A 17,577-nucleotide genomic window follows, 5' to 3' on the forward strand; every position below is an offset into this window, starting at 1 on the left:
TTTACAAATTACTATAACTGCTTTCTCCCAGTAGTTTTTTCTACATATTTTAACCATTTTGTATAAAAATCATATACATCTTTACCTTTTTCCTTCATAAAATCATCACGGAACCCAAATAGTTTCTTATCTATATCACCATCAACAGAAATATCACCTTTATCATACCATGTTACTCCATCTTCAATCATTTTTGATTTTGCCTGTTCATATGTTTTTTTAGCTTCTTCCAGATTAACTATTTCTGCATCTTGAATTGTTTCTATAAAAATTTCCTGTAAATCTTTAGGTAGCCTTTCATAAAACTTTGTACTTGTAACCGTCCAAGTAGTAGCATGAATTATTTTTAAATCCCAGTAGGCTTGAAGAACTTCCTGCCAATTTGGTTGAACTGCAATAGAGGGAGCAATTAAGGCACCTTCAACCAAACCCTGTTGAAATGCTATATAAGCCTCTGAATAAGCTAATGGTACAGGAATGGCTCCAAATAGCTTAGTAAGATTTACTGAATAATCACTATTAACAGCTCTAAATTTCTCATTTTTGATGTCACTTAAAGAATCAAATGGTTCCTTATACATAATCCCTGTAAAATCTGTTGCATCTACTCCAACAAGCATAAAACCCTTTTCTGCCGCAACCTCTTGAAATTGGGGAAAATAACCCCTGATAACTTTCCTTACCTCAGCTGAATCCTTCCAACCATAACCAGGTAGTTCTCCAACATTAAGTTCTGGTACATAGTGATATAATACACCACCTGCTCCTGGCATTAAATCAATATCCCCCAATAAAATACCCTCTAATAGTTCTTTTTCACCACCAATCGAACCATCAAAAAATAATTCACACCTAAATCTGCCGTTACTTCTTTCTTCAAGTTCTTTAGCTATCCATTTCATCTTTTGGCCAAAATGATGGTTTTCATAATAAGAAGTGGCCATCCTGACCCTGATAGGCTTCTCATCAGCTTGTACCACAACACCTATGACTAATGTCAAAACAAAAATTGCAGTTAAACAAATAATCATACTTTTTTTCATTGTAAATTTCCTCCTTATTAGTTATTTTCTTTGTTATTAGCAAACCTATCTAACCTCTAATCTTCTAACCACTTTTCACCCCCTCTCCATTATTTATTTCAACCCAGGAATTTTCTGATAAACATGTTTATAACCAAAGCTCCCTTTATGAAGGCAGCTTTCTGCAGCAAATTTGGTAGCTTCTTTCATTGATGTTTCTATTTGTTTTTCTTGTAACCTACATATCAAATAATTGCTAATATAAGCATCTCCCCCACCCATAGTATCCAGAGGTTTAATTTTTTCCGCAGGGACATGTATTAAATCACCATTTACTAGAGCATATGAGCCATTTGATCCATTAGTAATGACCAATTCTGTTCCATGTAAGCTTGTCCATTTTCTTAAGAATTTAATTATGTCTTTTTCCTCCCTACCAGACCAGGAAAAGAAAGCATAATCAACCCAAGGCAATACCTCGTCTATTATTTGTGGACTAAACTTATTTGAAAAATCATATGAAATTTTACATCCTAAATTATTTAAATCAGATAAATAAATTTCTATTTTACTATAAATACTGCTATGGATTAAATCATAATCATTCAAAAAATCCAAATCTTCCTTTTCGATCTTTAAGCTTTGAGAAGTAGAGGGATCACTTTTTATAAAAACCCTATCATTTTTCTCGTGTCTAACAAAAGTATAAGCGTTTTCTTTTTCATTAAACCTAATTCTTTGAAGATTAACTCCTTCATTTTGCAATGCTTGACTTAATATTTTCCCATTTTCATCTTTTCCCAAGACACCAATATAACTAGCTTCGACCCCTAATCTTTGAGCAAAAACAGAGAAATTCACACAATTTCCTCCCGGGAAACCTTCTTTACTGTCAATATAAATATCAACAGTATTATCCCCTACACCGGCAACCTTTATAGCATTACTCATAATTATTACTCTCTGCCCCCATTATACTTATACTTTAAATCTAAAACGATCTCCCTTAAATACAGTTTTCACATATTCAATAGAACGATTATCATCTGTATAAATTGCTCCTGTTAATAAAAACAGTGGTTCACCTACACTAATATTTAAATGTTTAGCCTCAAATTCATTACACTTTATTATCTCCAGGGTTTTTTCCGATTTTCCTGGATTTACATTGTATTCCTCTTCTAAGAATTTATATAGTGAGCCTATGTTGATATTAGCTTCTAAAACAAGGGGATAACTTTCATATGGTATATATGATTTTTCAATAGCAACAGGTTCCTTATCTAAAAACCTTAACCTCTGAATAGCTATAACTTCAGCGTTTTTCTCAACCTGTAAAAACTTACAGATAGTAGGGCTTGGCTCCATAAGTTCTTTACTTAATACCTTGGCCCCTGGAATAAATCCCTTTTCACTCATCCGCTTACTAAAACTATTAACTGTAATCAGTTCCCTTTCAATCTTAGGAACAGCAACAAAAGTCCCTTTCCCCTGTTTTCTAATTAATATGTCATCATCCACCAAATCTTGTATTGCTTTCCTTACAGTAATTCTACTTACTCCATACTTTTTCGTTAAATAGGCTTCAGTTGGAATTTGGTCTCCAGGTTTTAATTCATTCCTCTCAATTTTAGTAGTAATTATCTCCCTCAATTGCACATAAAGTGGTTCTACACCTGATTGTTTTAACATAATTATTCTCCTCCTAAACTTTAATTTGAAAATTACTTAATTAAATATTATCATATCTCTTTATCCATAACAATTCTTTACGATATAATTCATCTCTATTTGTTCTATTAAGTTATATGTTGTCTTTATTGTTTTTCGTTTTATACTTTTTTATTATTACTAAATATTAGGAGGAGATAATTAGTTACAAATTAAGGTTTTTATACTATCAATTGATATATTATTCCCAGATATAACCTGTTCCTTCTTTACCCATATTTCTTCTAATATCTAAATTATGACCAGTTTTTTCTTCAAGTGCCCAGGCATATATTGTTAGTGCAGGCCATAGTAAAAAAGGTGTTAAATATTCTTTTACTAAACTAGAATTACCAGAATACACATCAAGGGCATCAACAAAATAATAATTAGCCTTTTTATATGCTAAGTATTCTTCAATCCTACGAACATAATCTGATTGCTTATCTCCTGCAGCAAACAGAAGAAAGTAATGATTATCATCAACTACTTCTAAAGGTCCATGAAAAAAATTGCATGCGTTTAATACAGAAGCATCCTTCCATTGCATCTCCATCAATTTACAGTTTCCAAAAGCAAAAGCAGCTCCCATAGTTGGTCCTGAACCTATTGTATATATCATATCTTTGTCTGCACAATCTTCCGCAAATTTGAGAGCCCCATCTTTATAAAGCTGATGTGCTTCTTCTAATAATTCGGGTAATTCGAATAATCCTTCCTTCAGTTCTTCAGGCAATGGATTTTCCATTACTTCAGCAACAGCAAAAGTAATAATCGACAAAAATAGTAATTTTAATTCTGACATCTGCTCGCCATCAGGATATTGAAAATGTAAGTCAGCAATCTGAGCTATTTTAGACTCTTCATTACTGGAAATAGCCAATAATTTTGCTTTTTGATCTTTTGATTTTTTTAATGAATTATATACTTCAGCAGTATTACCTGAATGAGACATCCCGATTACTAGACTATTTTCATCTATCGTTATGGGAATTTTACGGTCATATTCCCCTGCTTGATAGACATTACAATTAATATTTTTAATTAAACCAGCAAAAATATATTTTATTGTTAGCATTTGGGAATAATTAGCCCCACAACCAACTAAATTTATATTTTTGAAATCCCTTGAAACCACCTTTTTTATTTTTTGAACTATTTCCTGATAACCCTTTAATACCATTTTGAGATTTTTTTTATAGTTAATATCCAAATTCCGCATATTAATCATCTCCTCAACTATATGTTTTAGTTTAATTCCAAATTATAATACTTTTTTGCGTTTTCTGGTGAGATTTTATCTTCAATATAATCCTTGATTACTTTTTCTTTCTTTCTATCTTTAGGATCCCCATATCCTCCAGAGCCAGGGGTTTGAACACTAATAACATCACCTTTGTTAAGTTTTTCATCCGAAGTTTTAGAACCTAATTTCACTTTCTTATCTGCATAAATATGATAATATGCACCACTTTTACCAGAATGGCCTCCCTTTAATCCCCAGGGGGCAATTTCCTGTCTATCTGCTAGGGCAGAAAAAGTTATATTATCTGCCAATGTTTTTATGTCTCTTCTAATACCTAAACCTCCTCGATATTTACCTGCACCACCAGAATCTTTTCTTAGAGAATACCTTTCAACCATTAAAGGATATTCTATTTCTAATGCCTCTATGGGCAAATTAGAAGTATTTGTCAGATGAACCTGAACCCCATTCATACCATCTAAACTACTACTTGCCCCTAGTCCACCTCCTATGGTCTCTAGGTAAACAAAAAATTCATTTGTCCTAGGGTCTATACCGGAAAAAGTTGCAGTTGTACAAGCACTATTACATGCAGCTATAACCCTTTGAGGAATAGCATCTGCCATAGCACCCAAAATAACATCTACCACCCTCATACAGGTATCTATCCGTTCCCCCACAGGTGCTGGAGATACTGAATTTATTATTAATCCATCTGGAACAATAACATCAAACACTCTATAAATACCCGAATTAGATGGTATATCAGAATCTATGAGGGCTTTTAATGAGTAAAACACTGTTGCTAAAAGACCATTCATCGTTACATTTATAGGACCATCTACCTGTTGGCTGGATTTAGAGAAATCAAAAGTAATATGATCTTGTTTTACAGTAATCTCCACCTCTATAGGAATCGGTTCGTAATTTATACCATCATTATCCATGTAGTCTTTAAAACTATATATCCCATCTGGCACTTTATTAATAGCCGTTTTTAATCGTTTTTCAGTATAATCTAATAATTCCTTTGTATATATCTTAAAATCTTCTCCATATTTTTTATATACATCTAAAATTCTACTAACACCTACTTTATTTGCAGCAACCTGTGCCTGCAAATCACCTGTTCTTTCTTCTGGTGTACGACAATTAATTAGAATCATATCTCGTATTTCTTTAATTATCTCACCTTTTTTACAAAACCTAACTGGTAATATCCTAATACCCTCCTGAAAGATACTTACTGCGTCTCCTGAAGTACTGCCAGGCACTTTCCCGCCTACATCTGAATGATGAGCAATATTAGCAACCCAAGCAATTAACTTATTTTTTGAAAATACTGGAGCAGCTACAGTAATATCTGGCAGATGAGTTCCTCCACCAGTATAAGGGTCATTTGCTATAAACATATCTCCAGCTTCCAGTTCATTCCTGGGGTATTTTTTATATATTTCTTCGATTATTGTAAGCATTGAACCTAAATGCATAGGTATATGTTCAGCTTGAGCAACCATATTTCCCCCTGCATCAAAAATCGCTGTAGAGCAGTCCTTCCTCTCTTTAATGTTACTTGAGTAGGCACTCCTGATAAGAGCCGCTCCCATTTCTTCTGCTACTGAAAGAAGTAAATTACCAATAATCTCTATTGTTACTGGGTCTGCATTATTTTTTTTGCTCATTTTCTACACCCCCATAGTTTAAATTAATATTTAAATACTCATCAACATTAGCATTCCAGCCTGGGTTGATTAGAATTGTGGTATCCATTTGTTCAACTACCGCAGGCCCAAATATTTCATGACCAGCATCAAGATCATCTCTTGTATAAATCGGGCACTCTACAAACCCTTTATTTTCATCAAAATAAACCTGCCTATTAGCATTAGGAATTGGTGGATTAAGAGAATCTTTTATAGGATATTTGGGCATATCTGGTTTGGGAGTTTTTCCAATGGCATTGACCCTATAATTTATCAATTCTATCGGCTGATTCTCATCAAAATATCCATAATTTTTCATATGCTCTTTATGAAATTGACCCTTAATATCATTGAGGATTTCTTCGTCTAATTTTTCCTCTGGAATAGCAAGTTGAAGTTCATAATTTTGCCTCTTATATCTTGCATCAATAGTAAGAATATACTCCCGGTTTTCTTCAAAAATCCCTTCTTTATCTAACATTTTCTTTCCTTGAGAAATCATCTTACTAAATATCTCATTTATTTCTTTAATATTATTTTTTTCTGCCAACATGATTTTGGATTTTACATAATCATATTTTATATCAGCTACCAGTAAACCAATAGAACAGAAAATTCCTGGTGAAGAAGGTATTATTATTTCTTTAATTCCCAATTCTTTAGCTACTGCGCAGGCATGCAGAGAACCAGCACCTCCAAAAGAAACAAGAGCAAATTCACGGGGGTCATAACCACGCTCAACTGAAATAACCCTAATTGCACGTACCATATTAGAATTCACAACAGCAATAATACCAGCTGCTGCCTCAACTGGATTCATCTTAGTTAAAGATGACAAATGATCTTTAATAGATTTTTCTGCCAAATCAGCCCTGATCTCCATTCTACCCCCAAGTATATACTCAGGATTAAGTCGGCCTAATACTACATTTGCATCTGTGACAGTAGGCTTTTCTCCACCTTTATTATAAGCAGCTGGCCCTGGTTTTGCACCTGCACTTTGGGGACCAACTTTAAGTGCTCCACCTCCATCTAACCAGGCAATACTTCCTCCACCAGCACCAATTGTATCAATATCAATCATTGGTGTTTTTACAGGAAATCCATTTATCTTTCTATCTGTCGATAAAACAAACTCACCATTTTCTATTAGACTAACATCTGCACTAGTTCCACCCATATCAAATGTAATAATATTTTTTACACCACACAACTGAGCAACATGGTTTGCAGCTATAACTCCAGCACTAGGACCTGATACAGCGGTACGTATAGGACTATCAATGGTTTCCGAAATCGAAATAATACTCCCATTCGATTGTGTGACATATGGTTCTACTTTAATTCCCATATCTTTTATAGAATTATTAAAATTATTAACATAAGATTTCATAATTGGCCCTAAATATGCATTAAGTACTGTTGTGCTCATTCGTGGGTATTCCCGAAACTCAGGGACTAAATTGTGTGATGCTGAAACATATATATCTGGATATAATTCCTTTATTATTTCTACAATTTTTTTCTCATGAATAGGATTGAGATAAGAGAAAAGAGTACAAACTGCAACAGATTCAGCCCCTTTCTCTTTTAGTACTTTTACTATATTTCCTACCTCTTTTTCTTCTAAAGGACTATATATGTCCCCATTATAAAGAAGTCTTTCACTAACTTCGTGATTCCAACCACTTGGTATAAGCATTTCAGGTTTCTGTATAAAATAATTATATAAACCTGGCCTTGTTTGATCTCCAATTTCTAAAAGATCCTTAAATCCTTTTGTAGTTATTAAAGCTGTTTTTGCTCCAGTTCTTTCTATTAACGTATTGGTTGCTACAGTTGTACCATGGGCGAGATAGGTTACTTGACTATAATCAACATTATTTGTTTTTAATACTTCATCTATTCCTTCTACTATAGCTAAAGAAGGATCATCTACTGTTGAACGAACTTTTAAGATATTAAGCTCTTTTTTTTCAACATTTAATAAGGAAATGTCTGTAAAAGTTCCTCCAACATCAACCCCTATCATATACTTCAACTTCATTACCTCCTTAATTAATTAACATAAAACAAAAATATTAAAATTTTTTAGTATTAATATAATTTATATTATTCCATTTTCACCCCCTTTTTTATCATTTAAAAAATTAAAATTATTTAATACGTTATATAATGTTATATATTGTTCTATAATATTTATTCGGTGCTAATCATAAAAATCCTCTTTTTTTTTAAAAAAAAATTATAATTTTTTAAAAATTAATATAAATGAATGGTTATTATCTAATGCTAATTTTTAGATATCAAGCTTAATGTATAAGAACTAAAGTGCTGACTTAGTGTAATAATTAATTATGAAAAACCCTAATATAATAAAAACTCCTTATTTTTAGGTTAGAAATGAAATATCATGACCTAAAAATAAGGAGTTTACTTATCTATTAATTATTTTTCTAAATTATATTTAATAATAAATTTCCTCTAGAAAACTCATAATTTACCACTACAACAATTTAAAGAAGATAAAATAAATTCACCATCATAGTACTTTACAATAGTAATTGCACAGTGAACTACCTCGATCTTCCAGTAATAATCTACTGACATATTCAAAATATATGTCAATAAGGCGCGGATAACACCCCCATGGGTTACCAGCACAAGATTATTTCCCTGATTCTCCTGACAAATCTCCTCCACCTGGGATATTACCCTGGTCTGGAGTTCCAGCAGGCTTTCTCCCCCAGGTGGGATAATTTCCCCAGGATTTTCAGACCATTTTTTTAAATGAACTGGATATTCCCTTTCAATCTCCTGGTATTTCAAACCCTCCCATTGACCAAAATCTATCTCCCGCAGGGCAGGCATGGTCTTCAGTTCTATATCCTGATGATATTGAGCAATTTTTTCCGCAGTAACAGCTGCTCTTTGTAAATCACTGGAAAAAATCCCATCAATATTCTCATCTGCTAATTGACTTGCAACACTTAAAGCCTGGGAAATTCCTGTTTTATTTAAGGGAATATCACACTGCCCCTGATATTTATGGGCAAAATTCCAGTCAGTCTGACCATGTCTGATTAGAAATAATTTCTTTCCCATAAAGCCCCCCTCGTTTTAGATGACTATTAAGCGATTTGCAGCTAGAAAAGAAAGTAAAACCAATATCTCACTAATCTCTATAACTGCCCCATAGACATCACCAGTTAACCCATCAATTAACTTTACAACATAATTAAGAAAAATACTTATTACTAGATAAGTAAAAACAAAGATTATTATTGTTATATAAATAGGGAAAGAAAAAACATATAAAATAACTATAAAATAAATTAATAAATATATCCCTGCAGTAATGGCCTCTTTATATGTTAAATAAGACTTAATTTCCTTAGCAAATTTACTGGAAACAGCCAGGGGATAATTATAGGCAGCCACCACAGCCATAAACCGGCTGATCGCAGGCATTAAAAGAAATATGGGTGTCCTGAAATCATCAGTTAATTCCATAAATAAGTTATATTTAAGTATTAAAAGTAGGATTATTGCTACTGCCCCAAAAGAACCAATTAGACTATCATGCATAATATTTAGTATTTTTTCTTTCTCCCGACAGCTAAAAATACCATCAATTGTATCAATAAAACCATCCAGATGCAGTCCACCAGTTAAATAGATTAAAAAAACTAAAAGTAAAATGTTTCGTATGCTGAAAGGTAGACTTAGGGAAAAAAGGTAATCCAGTAAAATTAATATCAAACCAATAATAGCTCCCACCATAGGGTAAAAATTCATTGCCCTGGACGGTAGTCTATCATTGTATTCAATCTTTATTATTATGGGCAGCCTGGTAAGAAAACTCAAAGCAAAAAAAAAGGCTGTCATATAAGTTCATCTCCCTGTATTTTAAATTTATTTAAATTTCTCATGCCAATTTCCTTTATTTCAACTGGTAAACCTGCTATACAGAGATATACTTCATCGGCCTCGCTGGCTATTAATTGATTAATCCTCCCTGCTATATCACGAAATTCCCTACCTAACTTTGAAACTGGTACTACACCAGAACCAAGTTCGTTACTAACAATTATCAGGTCAATATTCTTTTCCCGGGTAATATTAATAACCCCCTCCAACTCTTCCACAATAATAGCTTCTTCATGACAGGAGGGATTATCATTTCCCTTTAATAAAATATTAGAAATATATATTGTTAAACAGTCAAGGAGAACAACTTGACCAGCTGGAAATGATAAAAAAACATCCTGGAGTTTATAGGCTTCTTCAATTGTCTGCCAGGTTTTAGGCCTTGCTTCCTGATGTTTCTTGATCCTTTTAGACATTTCCTGGTCAACCGCCTCTGCTGTCGCCAGATAACTTACCATGTCACGACCCTTTTGGTAGGCTATTTTTTCAGCAAAAGTACTCTTCCCACTCCTTGCCCCACCCAGTACTAAAGTAATCACTCCTACCCCTCCTTTTCCTATGTACTGCTTAAAACTCTGCTAGCTCCCCAATAATTGTCAGAGGCTTAGCTATTGCTGCCTTTAAGGGGGCAAATAAATCCTTTTCTACGGCAGTCAGTAAAGAAGTAGCCGGGCCGGCAGATTTCTGTAAATCTAGCTCACTATCATCTCTCAACTTGAGTCTCAACCCTACTGACCTGGCCAGGATACCTGCCTCATAGGCCAATCCCTTTGAACCAACAGGGATTATTTCATGAACACCTCTAAACCCAAGTAGTTGCTGCAAAACTGGGAGATCTGCAACTTTTTCCTGATTAGCCAGCACCTCTTCCCCAACCATTGGTAAACCAACAGCTATTAATATATCACCAGGCTGTCCAGCAGCTATTTTTATTTTATCCCTATTAACCCTTCCCAGTACAGTAACACCAATACCAGTTTGAGAGGTTTCAATATTCTCTTCTGTACTCCCATTAACTGCTATCTGGCTGTCCAGGCCTATCCTCTTAAGCTCTCCTTTGATACCATTTAATATTTCTTCACCAGTAGGATTATATTCTACTGCCAGGGCATCTACAATACTAAGTGGCTCTGCAGCAACACTTATAACCTCCATTAAAGCAACCCGGGCTGTAAAGGCACCGATAAGTTCAGCAGGAACCTTTATCCGATCATGTTTTTTAGGCCCAATACCACCAGCAGAATCACAGGCAATCACTAAAAAATTATCTTTATCCAGTTCTATTAGATTTATATCCCGTTCCATTTTTTGAAATGCCTTAATTTTTTTCATGATAGCTGCCTTGATTTCTTAGTTTCTTTAAATTAATCCTTTCTCCCAATATTTTATGAATCACTACTGCCAGAACTACATTAACAGCCGAACCCAGTAATAACGGAATGAACATTGATAAGAAAAAATGATACCCCAAAAAAGGTATCAATACTGCATCAAGTACTATACCATTTAAAATAATTGCTACCACAGCAGCCAGTAAAGAATTAGCCTTATTATATAGATATGCAAAAACCAAACCGCAAACACCCATTAAAACAGCAATCCCCAAGTGGAGCATTCCCAGAGGGAATCCACTCTTCATCGCAGAAAGCAGATGCCCCAGAAATAAAACTATACTACCACTACCCCCACCAAATATCATTGATGCCAGATAGCCTGGTGCTGAATCAAAAGCAACAGTACCAATTGGGCTAGGGATAATTATATAAGCCCCTACTGCACTTAAGGCTATCATCAATGCCAGTAAAACAATCCTTTTTATATTATTTTGACTCATATGTACTCCTCCTTGATTTTATTATAATCTTTAATAGCATCTACCAGCAAAGAGGTAATTTATGAAGAGTCAAAAACTATTCTCATAAGACCACTTCCCTCCGAAGATTCTAGTATTAGGTAAGTCTCCTGACTCGGCTTCATTTTACTCCCTGGCCTTTCCAGTTTTCCAGTGGCCATAATTAGGTTTCATCTGCCTCACAGTAGCGGGGGCTGTGCCGGATTTTCACCGAACTTCCTTGTTACGCTGTAACCAAACAGCACCTAATACGTTAAAAACCCCTTCTCATCTCGAGAAGAAGCTACACCCTTATCATATACGAAAAATAATAATTGATTTCTGAACAAATAGATTAAACAAATCTATTCAGAATATTTACAGGTTGATTTTATCTATTCAATTGTCTATATAATAACAATTATAACCTGACCTGTCAATTAGCTTTTTTCATGATATTCTATTTTTTCAACATCGACCAGTGTGGGATATTAATACCAGGCACCAAATCTTCAGAAATAAGCTCAAAACCAAATCCCTCATAAATCTTTACATTTTTAAAACTATGTGTTTCCAGGTAACAGGGCTGACCCTTTTTTTCAGCTGTTTTTAACATTGGATACATCAGTTTACTTCCAAAACCCTGTCCCTGTTTCTCAGGGTCAACCCCAAGTAATATTACGTATTGATGAGGACCTATAACCTTTTCCTGGTGTATTTTCAAAGAAAAATTATTAAATTCATTAAGCTTTTTCCCGGCATCTGACCCTAATTTAACAAGTGACAAAGCCCCAGACCTTAAAGAACGAAAAAGATTAAAATGATAATCTTTAAAACTAGAAAATAATAGTATCCCTTCAATTTCGGAGGAAGAACCATATGCCTTTCCATAGAGTACTGCGTATTTAATAAGAAACCTAAGAAAAATCTCTATATTTTCCATATTATGTTTTTCCCCTAAAATACATTTAAACATAGGGTAGTCATAAAAAGCCTTTGCTAACACTTGGGCACTCTTATCAAGGTCTTTCTTACTTAATTTATACAGTTTATCAAGATTCATTACTATGCACCCCGTTACTATTTTTTTTCAGAAAAAACCTATTATTCTCAATGTTGCTTCAAGGCTGTCATTATGCATAAATTTTTCTCAGTCTATTCTATAACATTCCCTATAAATCTCTTTTTTCCTACTAATAATAAATTATATGTCTAGAAAAAAGTAAAAATAACACTAAACAAAATTAAGAAACCCAGATTCCATACTTCCCAGAATATAGTTTCTTCAGTTTCTTCAAAAGAATTTTATTATCCTGTCGACTCTTAACTGCTACTCTGATAAAATCCTTTCCTAACCCTCGATAACTCTTACAATTCCTAATAAGAATACCCTCCTCAGCCAGCAAATCGGTTAATTCATCTGCATTATATTTCCCCTTTGAAAGATCAATAAATATAAAATTTGCAGTCGGTTGATAGACTATAAAGTCTCTTATCTTACATAAACCCTGATAGAGGTAATCCCTTTCTATAGCCATCTTCTTCCTGCTTAAATTATAATAGTCCTCATCCTCAAAAATAAGTTCCCCAGCTAACTGGGCCAAATAATTAACTGACCAAGGGTCACGGGCCATTTCCATCTCTTTGATTATCTTCTCATTTCCTATCCCATAACCCAATCTCAAACCAGGTATAGCATACAATTTAGTTAATGAACGCAGCACAAAGAGCCTCTCATAGTCCTTAACCAGTTTCACAACTGTATAATCAGCAGGTTGGTCAATAAAATTGATAAAGGCTTCATCAATGAAAAGGAAAACGCCCTGTTTAACAGCATAATCCAGTAAATCAATTATTTTATGCCTTGCCAATAGTTGACCTGTAGGGTTATTAGGATTACAGAGAAACAAAAGTTCAACTCCATTTATCTCTTCTTTAATCCTGGAAGCTTCCGGTATAAAAGAATTATCCCTGGACAGGTTAAAGTGTTTTACTTTAGCACCAATACTCTTGACAGCCAATTCATATTCAGAAAAAGTTGGTTCTACTACCAGAGCAGTAGCTGGTTTTATTACTTTAACAAACTGATAGATAAGATCAACAGCCCCATTACCGGCAATCACATTATTATAATCTACCCCTATCTTAGCTGCAACAATCTCCTTAAAACTAACTGCAGCTGGTTCTGGATAGTGTACCAACCGATGAAGGTTATCCCTGATACCCTCAACAACTATCTCTGGTATCCCCAGAAAATTTATATTAGCACTAAAATCAATAATAGAGTCTTTATTTAAACCATATTTTTTAACTGCTGCTGCTATATTTCCTCCATGATAGTGTTCCATACTATTTTATTTACTCCCTTCTATTCCCCCCGAAATTATTGCTGCCCTCCTGATGTACTTTAGGTACGGTATCTCCCGGGATATTATAGAGATTAATTTTTCTTCAGGGTATTGTTTGTTAACTAAAACCCCCATTAAAGTACCACTATGAGCAATATTTACACCATAAACCCCATTCTCTCCTCTTATAATCCCTAAAAGTTGCTCCAGACCTTTTTTGTATAATATATCCTGATGGGCCTTACTGCTTAGGCTTGCTCCCTCTCCAATAAGTTCAGGTTTATTTTTTTTAATCCCTTTTTCAATTAGATTCAAAGCCTGTCTTACCAATCCTTCTTTTGAATAATTTAAAAAACCAAGGTCTTCTCTCTGATTAAAAATAGTAGAATCCACTTTCCCCATTTCTGTAAATATTAAAATATCTAGCAATGGTGCTTCCCCCAGGTATCTGGCTAGTTTTCCTTCCCGGTGATCAAAAAGCTGCAGCCCCGGCAGAAAAATGCTGTCAGTCGGTTCAATCCCCAGGGCAATTTCTTTAATCAGCTGATTATCAATTGGATAATCCAGGGCCAGCATAACTCCGGCCGCTGCAGCCGTAATATCTGCTGTACTACTGGCCATTCCCTTACCTACCAGTAAGTCGGACTCTATCTTCACCCTGGCCCCAAGACCATCCTGTTTCAAATAAATCAGTGTCTTTTGCACAGCCTCAACAAGCCTGGGGACATATTTATTTACTTTAATTCCTTGATATAAAGGACTTAATTCTACTGTTACCTGGCTATAGAGATTGATAGGACAGGAAACCAGAAAATCCTGACCGGCAATACTCCCCTGTACCAGTTCACCACAACTACCCGGCACCCTGATTGTAGCCTGTCTACTCATCACCAATCCCCCAGCCTTTCCTGTAATTATTATTCTGAATAAAGTGGCCTATCGGCCATCCAGACTAAATCACTAATTATTAATTTTTTCTTAGAACCACTTTTCACTCAAAGTTAACTACCCATTATAATAAACCAGACCAATATATTTACTGGACGACTCTAGAAATTGTCTGGAGGCATGGAACTTGGCCTCGATGGCCTGATACTGCAACCTTAAACTGTTCTTGTACGCTCTGTTTAAATACGGAGTGCCCGTGGTGCACGACAAGGGAAACAAATATATCTGTCGGTCTTTAAAGTTATCCACAACAACCTATTGTGCAAATCACGTAATTTTATTAAACAAAAACAATAACAACCATTACTATCAACAAAAAAATTATTATACTTACATAGATCATCCTATTAACAATTTTTATATCCTGCCGCTTAAACTCCCTCAGTTTATCACCTAAATAGGCCCTGAAACTGGCCTGACCGTGGTAATAATTTATTCCGCCAAGCCTTATCCCCAGTGCTCCAGCAACTGCCCCTTCAGGATAACCTGCATTAAGACTGGGGTGTTTAGCCGCATCCCTAAACATAATCTGACAAGAACGCATTAAGTTTTGACCTGTAAGACCTGCAGCCAGACAAAGACAAATCCCAGTAATCCTGGCCGGAATCAGGTTGACTAAATCATCCAGTCTAGCAGCTGCCCACCCATAATACCTGTACCTATCATTTTTATAACCCAGCATAGAATCAAGTGTATTAACCGCTTTATAAGTCATAGCCAGTGGGACACCCCCCAGTAAGTAAAAAAAGATAGGGGCCAGGATACCATCTGAAGTGTTTTCAGCCAGGGTCTCAATAGCCGCCCTGACTACCCCTTCTTCCTTTAAACTGTCACAATCCCGTCCAACAATCTTATTGACGGCCTCTCTCGCCAAACTAAGCTTATCCTGTTCAAGGAGCCCATAAATCTGATTGCCAGCCTGTACTAGTCCCTTAATAGCAATTGTTGACTGTAATAAGTAGATACTAAGAATAATGCCGACAATATAATGAAGGCCATAAAAAAATTCAATTATAAAATAAGTCCCCAAATATGTAAAAACAATTACTATTAACACCTCTGAGATACCGGCAATCCTTTGTGCTCCAGGACTTTTGGCCAGAATCCTAAAAATTCTTTCCAGTAAGGATATTAATCTGCCTATATACACAACAGGGTGAGTTATCCATAAAGGGTCTCCTATAATTAAATCAATTATAATAGCCATTATTAAAAACAAGAAATAATCTATGATTATCACCTCACCCAAAAATTACCCTGTCCAGTTTTGCTCTTACTATATTTTTTTCCAACAGGTCAGCAAATCTATCATAGGCATCTTCCCGCAGACGCCGGGAAGATATATACTGGCTGCTTAAAGGGCGTAAACCCTTTTTTGCCCTTAGATAATTGATGAAAAACCTTCGGAATCGGTCATTATCAAATATCCCATGGAGATAAGTACCCCAGACCAGACCATCATCACTTATCAAACCATCATCGAAACTCTCTCCCTTATCTCCCCAGGGCATAATCTTCAGCAACTGATTTTGATCACTATCAATACGACCCCTCCCGTGGTGGATCTCATAGCCTGTTAGCACCTCACCCTGTAAATCTTTAAAAAAAGAAATATCAGTATTTATACTGGCTTTAACCTGTCTGCTTATCTTTTCCCCAGCATAAACTGTTTCCATTTCCAGAAGACCCAGTCCAGCAACAACTTCTTCACTGGATTCAACATGTGCAGGGTCAATAACCCTTCTCCCCAGCATCTGATAACCACCACAAATACCAAGCACCGGTATCCCCTGTCTGTACTTTTGCCTGATGACCTCAATATAACCCTGACTGTAGAGATATTGTAGATCCTCTATAGTATTCTTGCTGCCGGGAATAATAATTAAGTCTGGTTCACCTATCTCAGATAGCTCCCGTAAATACCTTACCCTGGTTTCAGGTTCAGCAGCCAGCAGGTCAAAATCAGTAAAATTAGAAATGTGGGGTAGATATAGAATTACAATATCAAGCTGGTAATCAGTATCACCCTGGATATCCTGGGCAAGACTGTCTTCTTCGGGTATCTTAATATCTTTCAAATAAGGGATAACACCCAGGACTGGTTTGCCGGTATATTTTTCAATAAAGTCTATCCCTCCTTCAAAACGGGCCTGGTCCCCGCGAAATTTATTAATTATAATTCCCTTTACCCGCTCCCTCTCCTCCTGAGTAAGTAATTCCAGGGTACCTACAATCGAGGCAAAAACCCCTCCTTTATCAATATCAGCTACCAGGATTACCGGGGCATCTATCATTTCAGCTATTTTCATATTAACCAGGTCATATTCCCGCAGATTAATTTCAGCAGGACTCCCTGCCCCTTCCATAACAATAATTTCCCACTCTTCGACCAGCCTTTGCAGGGACTCCTCAATCGCCTCTAAGGATTTTCCCTGGTCTGAAAAATACTCTTTAGCCTTTATATTCTTTACTGCCTGGCCATGAATAATGAGCTGGGAATTATCATCCTGATTGGGCTTTAATAAGACTGGATTCATATCAACAGTTGCTACTACCCTGGCTGCCTCAGCCTGTACAGCCTGGGCCCTGCCAATTTCACCACCATCCCTGGTAATAAAAGAATTTAAAGCCATATTCTGTGATTTGAAAGGTGCCACCTGGTAACCATCACGAACCAGCAAACGACAGAGACCTGCTGTAATGACACTTTTGCCCACATCAGAACCTGTTCCCTGTATCATAATAGATTTAGCAGTCATATCTTACACCCTCATCTAACAAATTATAAGATTCTGTTCGAAAAGTATCAGTATATACCGCCGGGGATTATCTATCCCTT

Annotated in this window: 16 protein-coding genes and 1 riboswitch; all 16 genes read right to left on the bottom strand. The window is 35.4% G+C overall.

Annotated elements, in window-relative coordinates:
- Nucleotides 1-11: 11 nt before the first annotated feature.
- Nucleotides 12-1,043, bottom strand: a complete 1,032-nt coding sequence (locus GM661_RS12735; protein ID WP_230867171.1) for a TRAP transporter substrate-binding protein — start codon at nucleotides 1,041-1,043, stop codon at nucleotides 12-14.
- A gap of 93 nt (nucleotides 1,044-1,136) precedes the next feature.
- Entirely contained in the window at nucleotides 1,137-1,973 is an 837-nt protein-coding gene (locus GM661_RS12740) for a PfkB family carbohydrate kinase (RefSeq protein ID WP_269059888.1), read from the bottom strand.
- 27 nt (nucleotides 1,974-2,000) lie between these two features.
- Nucleotides 2,001-2,714 (bottom strand): GntR family transcriptional regulator, encoded by a 714-nt coding sequence (locus GM661_RS12745; protein ID WP_125990970.1) that lies wholly within the window; start codon nucleotides 2,712-2,714, stop codon nucleotides 2,001-2,003.
- Nucleotides 2,715-2,934: 220 nt separating this feature from the next.
- Nucleotides 2,935-3,954, bottom strand: coding sequence for an SIS domain-containing protein (locus tag GM661_RS12750; RefSeq protein WP_230867173.1), 1,020 nt, complete (start codon nucleotides 3,952-3,954; stop codon nucleotides 2,935-2,937).
- Nucleotides 3,955-3,980: 26 nt separating this feature from the next.
- Nucleotides 3,981-5,660 carry a hydantoinase B/oxoprolinase family protein gene (locus tag GM661_RS12755; protein WP_230867174.1) on the bottom strand — a complete coding sequence of 560 codons (1,680 nt, stop codon included), beginning with the start codon at nucleotides 5,658-5,660 and terminating at the stop codon, nucleotides 3,981-3,983.
- Entirely contained in the window at nucleotides 5,644-7,713 is a 2,070-nt protein-coding gene (locus GM661_RS12760) for a hydantoinase/oxoprolinase family protein (protein ID WP_230869798.1), read from the bottom strand. Before GM661_RS12760 ends, GM661_RS12755 begins: the two co-directional genes overlap by 17 nt.
- Nucleotides 7,714-8,174: 461 nt before the next feature.
- Complete coding sequence (gene cobC / locus GM661_RS12765) at nucleotides 8,175-8,786, bottom strand: alpha-ribazole phosphatase (RefSeq protein ID WP_230867175.1); 612 nt, start codon at nucleotides 8,784-8,786, stop codon at nucleotides 8,175-8,177.
- A 15-nt stretch (nucleotides 8,787-8,801) separates the two neighbouring features.
- Nucleotides 8,802-9,569, bottom strand: coding sequence for an adenosylcobinamide-GDP ribazoletransferase (cobS, locus tag GM661_RS12770; protein WP_125990975.1), 768 nt, complete (start codon nucleotides 9,567-9,569; stop codon nucleotides 8,802-8,804).
- A complete protein-coding gene (gene cobU / locus GM661_RS12775; RefSeq protein WP_230867176.1) occupies nucleotides 9,566-10,150 on the bottom strand; it encodes a bifunctional adenosylcobinamide kinase/adenosylcobinamide-phosphate guanylyltransferase in 585 nt (194 codons plus the stop codon). The genes cobS and cobU overlap by 4 nt, the downstream gene beginning before the upstream one ends.
- A gap of 28 nt (nucleotides 10,151-10,178) precedes the next feature.
- Nucleotides 10,179-10,943: an AIR synthase related protein gene (locus GM661_RS12780; protein WP_230867177.1), complete on the bottom strand. Its 765-nt coding sequence runs from the start codon at nucleotides 10,941-10,943 to the stop codon at nucleotides 10,179-10,181.
- A complete protein-coding gene (locus GM661_RS12785) occupies nucleotides 10,930-11,445 on the bottom strand; it encodes an ECF transporter S component (RefSeq protein ID WP_230867178.1) in 516 nt (171 codons plus the stop codon). Before GM661_RS12785 ends, GM661_RS12780 begins: the two co-directional genes overlap by 14 nt.
- 101 nt (nucleotides 11,446-11,546) lie before the next feature.
- Nucleotides 11,547-11,727, bottom strand: a riboswitch (cobalamin riboswitch).
- Between the two features lie 175 nt (nucleotides 11,728-11,902).
- Nucleotides 11,903-12,505 (bottom strand): GNAT family N-acetyltransferase, encoded by a 603-nt coding sequence (locus GM661_RS12790; protein ID WP_125990978.1) that lies wholly within the window; start codon nucleotides 12,503-12,505, stop codon nucleotides 11,903-11,905.
- A 181-nt stretch (nucleotides 12,506-12,686) separates the two neighbouring features.
- On the bottom strand, nucleotides 12,687-13,790 hold the full coding sequence (gene cobD, locus GM661_RS12795; RefSeq protein ID WP_230867179.1) for a threonine-phosphate decarboxylase CobD: 1,104 nt from the start codon (nucleotides 13,788-13,790) through the stop codon (nucleotides 12,687-12,689).
- A 6-nt stretch (nucleotides 13,791-13,796) separates the two neighbouring features.
- Nucleotides 13,797-14,678, bottom strand: a complete 882-nt coding sequence (locus GM661_RS12800) for a GHMP family kinase ATP-binding protein (RefSeq protein ID WP_230867180.1) — start codon at nucleotides 14,676-14,678, stop codon at nucleotides 13,797-13,799.
- A 340-nt stretch (nucleotides 14,679-15,018) separates the two neighbouring features.
- Nucleotides 15,019-15,978, bottom strand: a complete 960-nt coding sequence (cbiB, locus tag GM661_RS12805) for an adenosylcobinamide-phosphate synthase CbiB (RefSeq protein WP_230869799.1) — start codon at nucleotides 15,976-15,978, stop codon at nucleotides 15,019-15,021.
- A gap of 1 nt (nucleotide 15,979) precedes the next feature.
- Nucleotides 15,980-17,497 carry a cobyric acid synthase gene (locus GM661_RS12810; RefSeq protein ID WP_230867181.1) on the bottom strand — a complete coding sequence of 506 codons (1,518 nt, stop codon included), beginning with the start codon at nucleotides 17,495-17,497 and terminating at the stop codon, nucleotides 15,980-15,982.
- Nucleotides 17,498-17,577: the final 80 nt, after the last annotated feature.

It is taken from the genome of Iocasia fonsfrigidae, assembly GCF_017751145.1.
GTDB classification, from domain to species: Bacteria; Bacillota; Halanaerobiia; order Halanaerobiales; family DTU029; genus Iocasia; species Iocasia fonsfrigidae.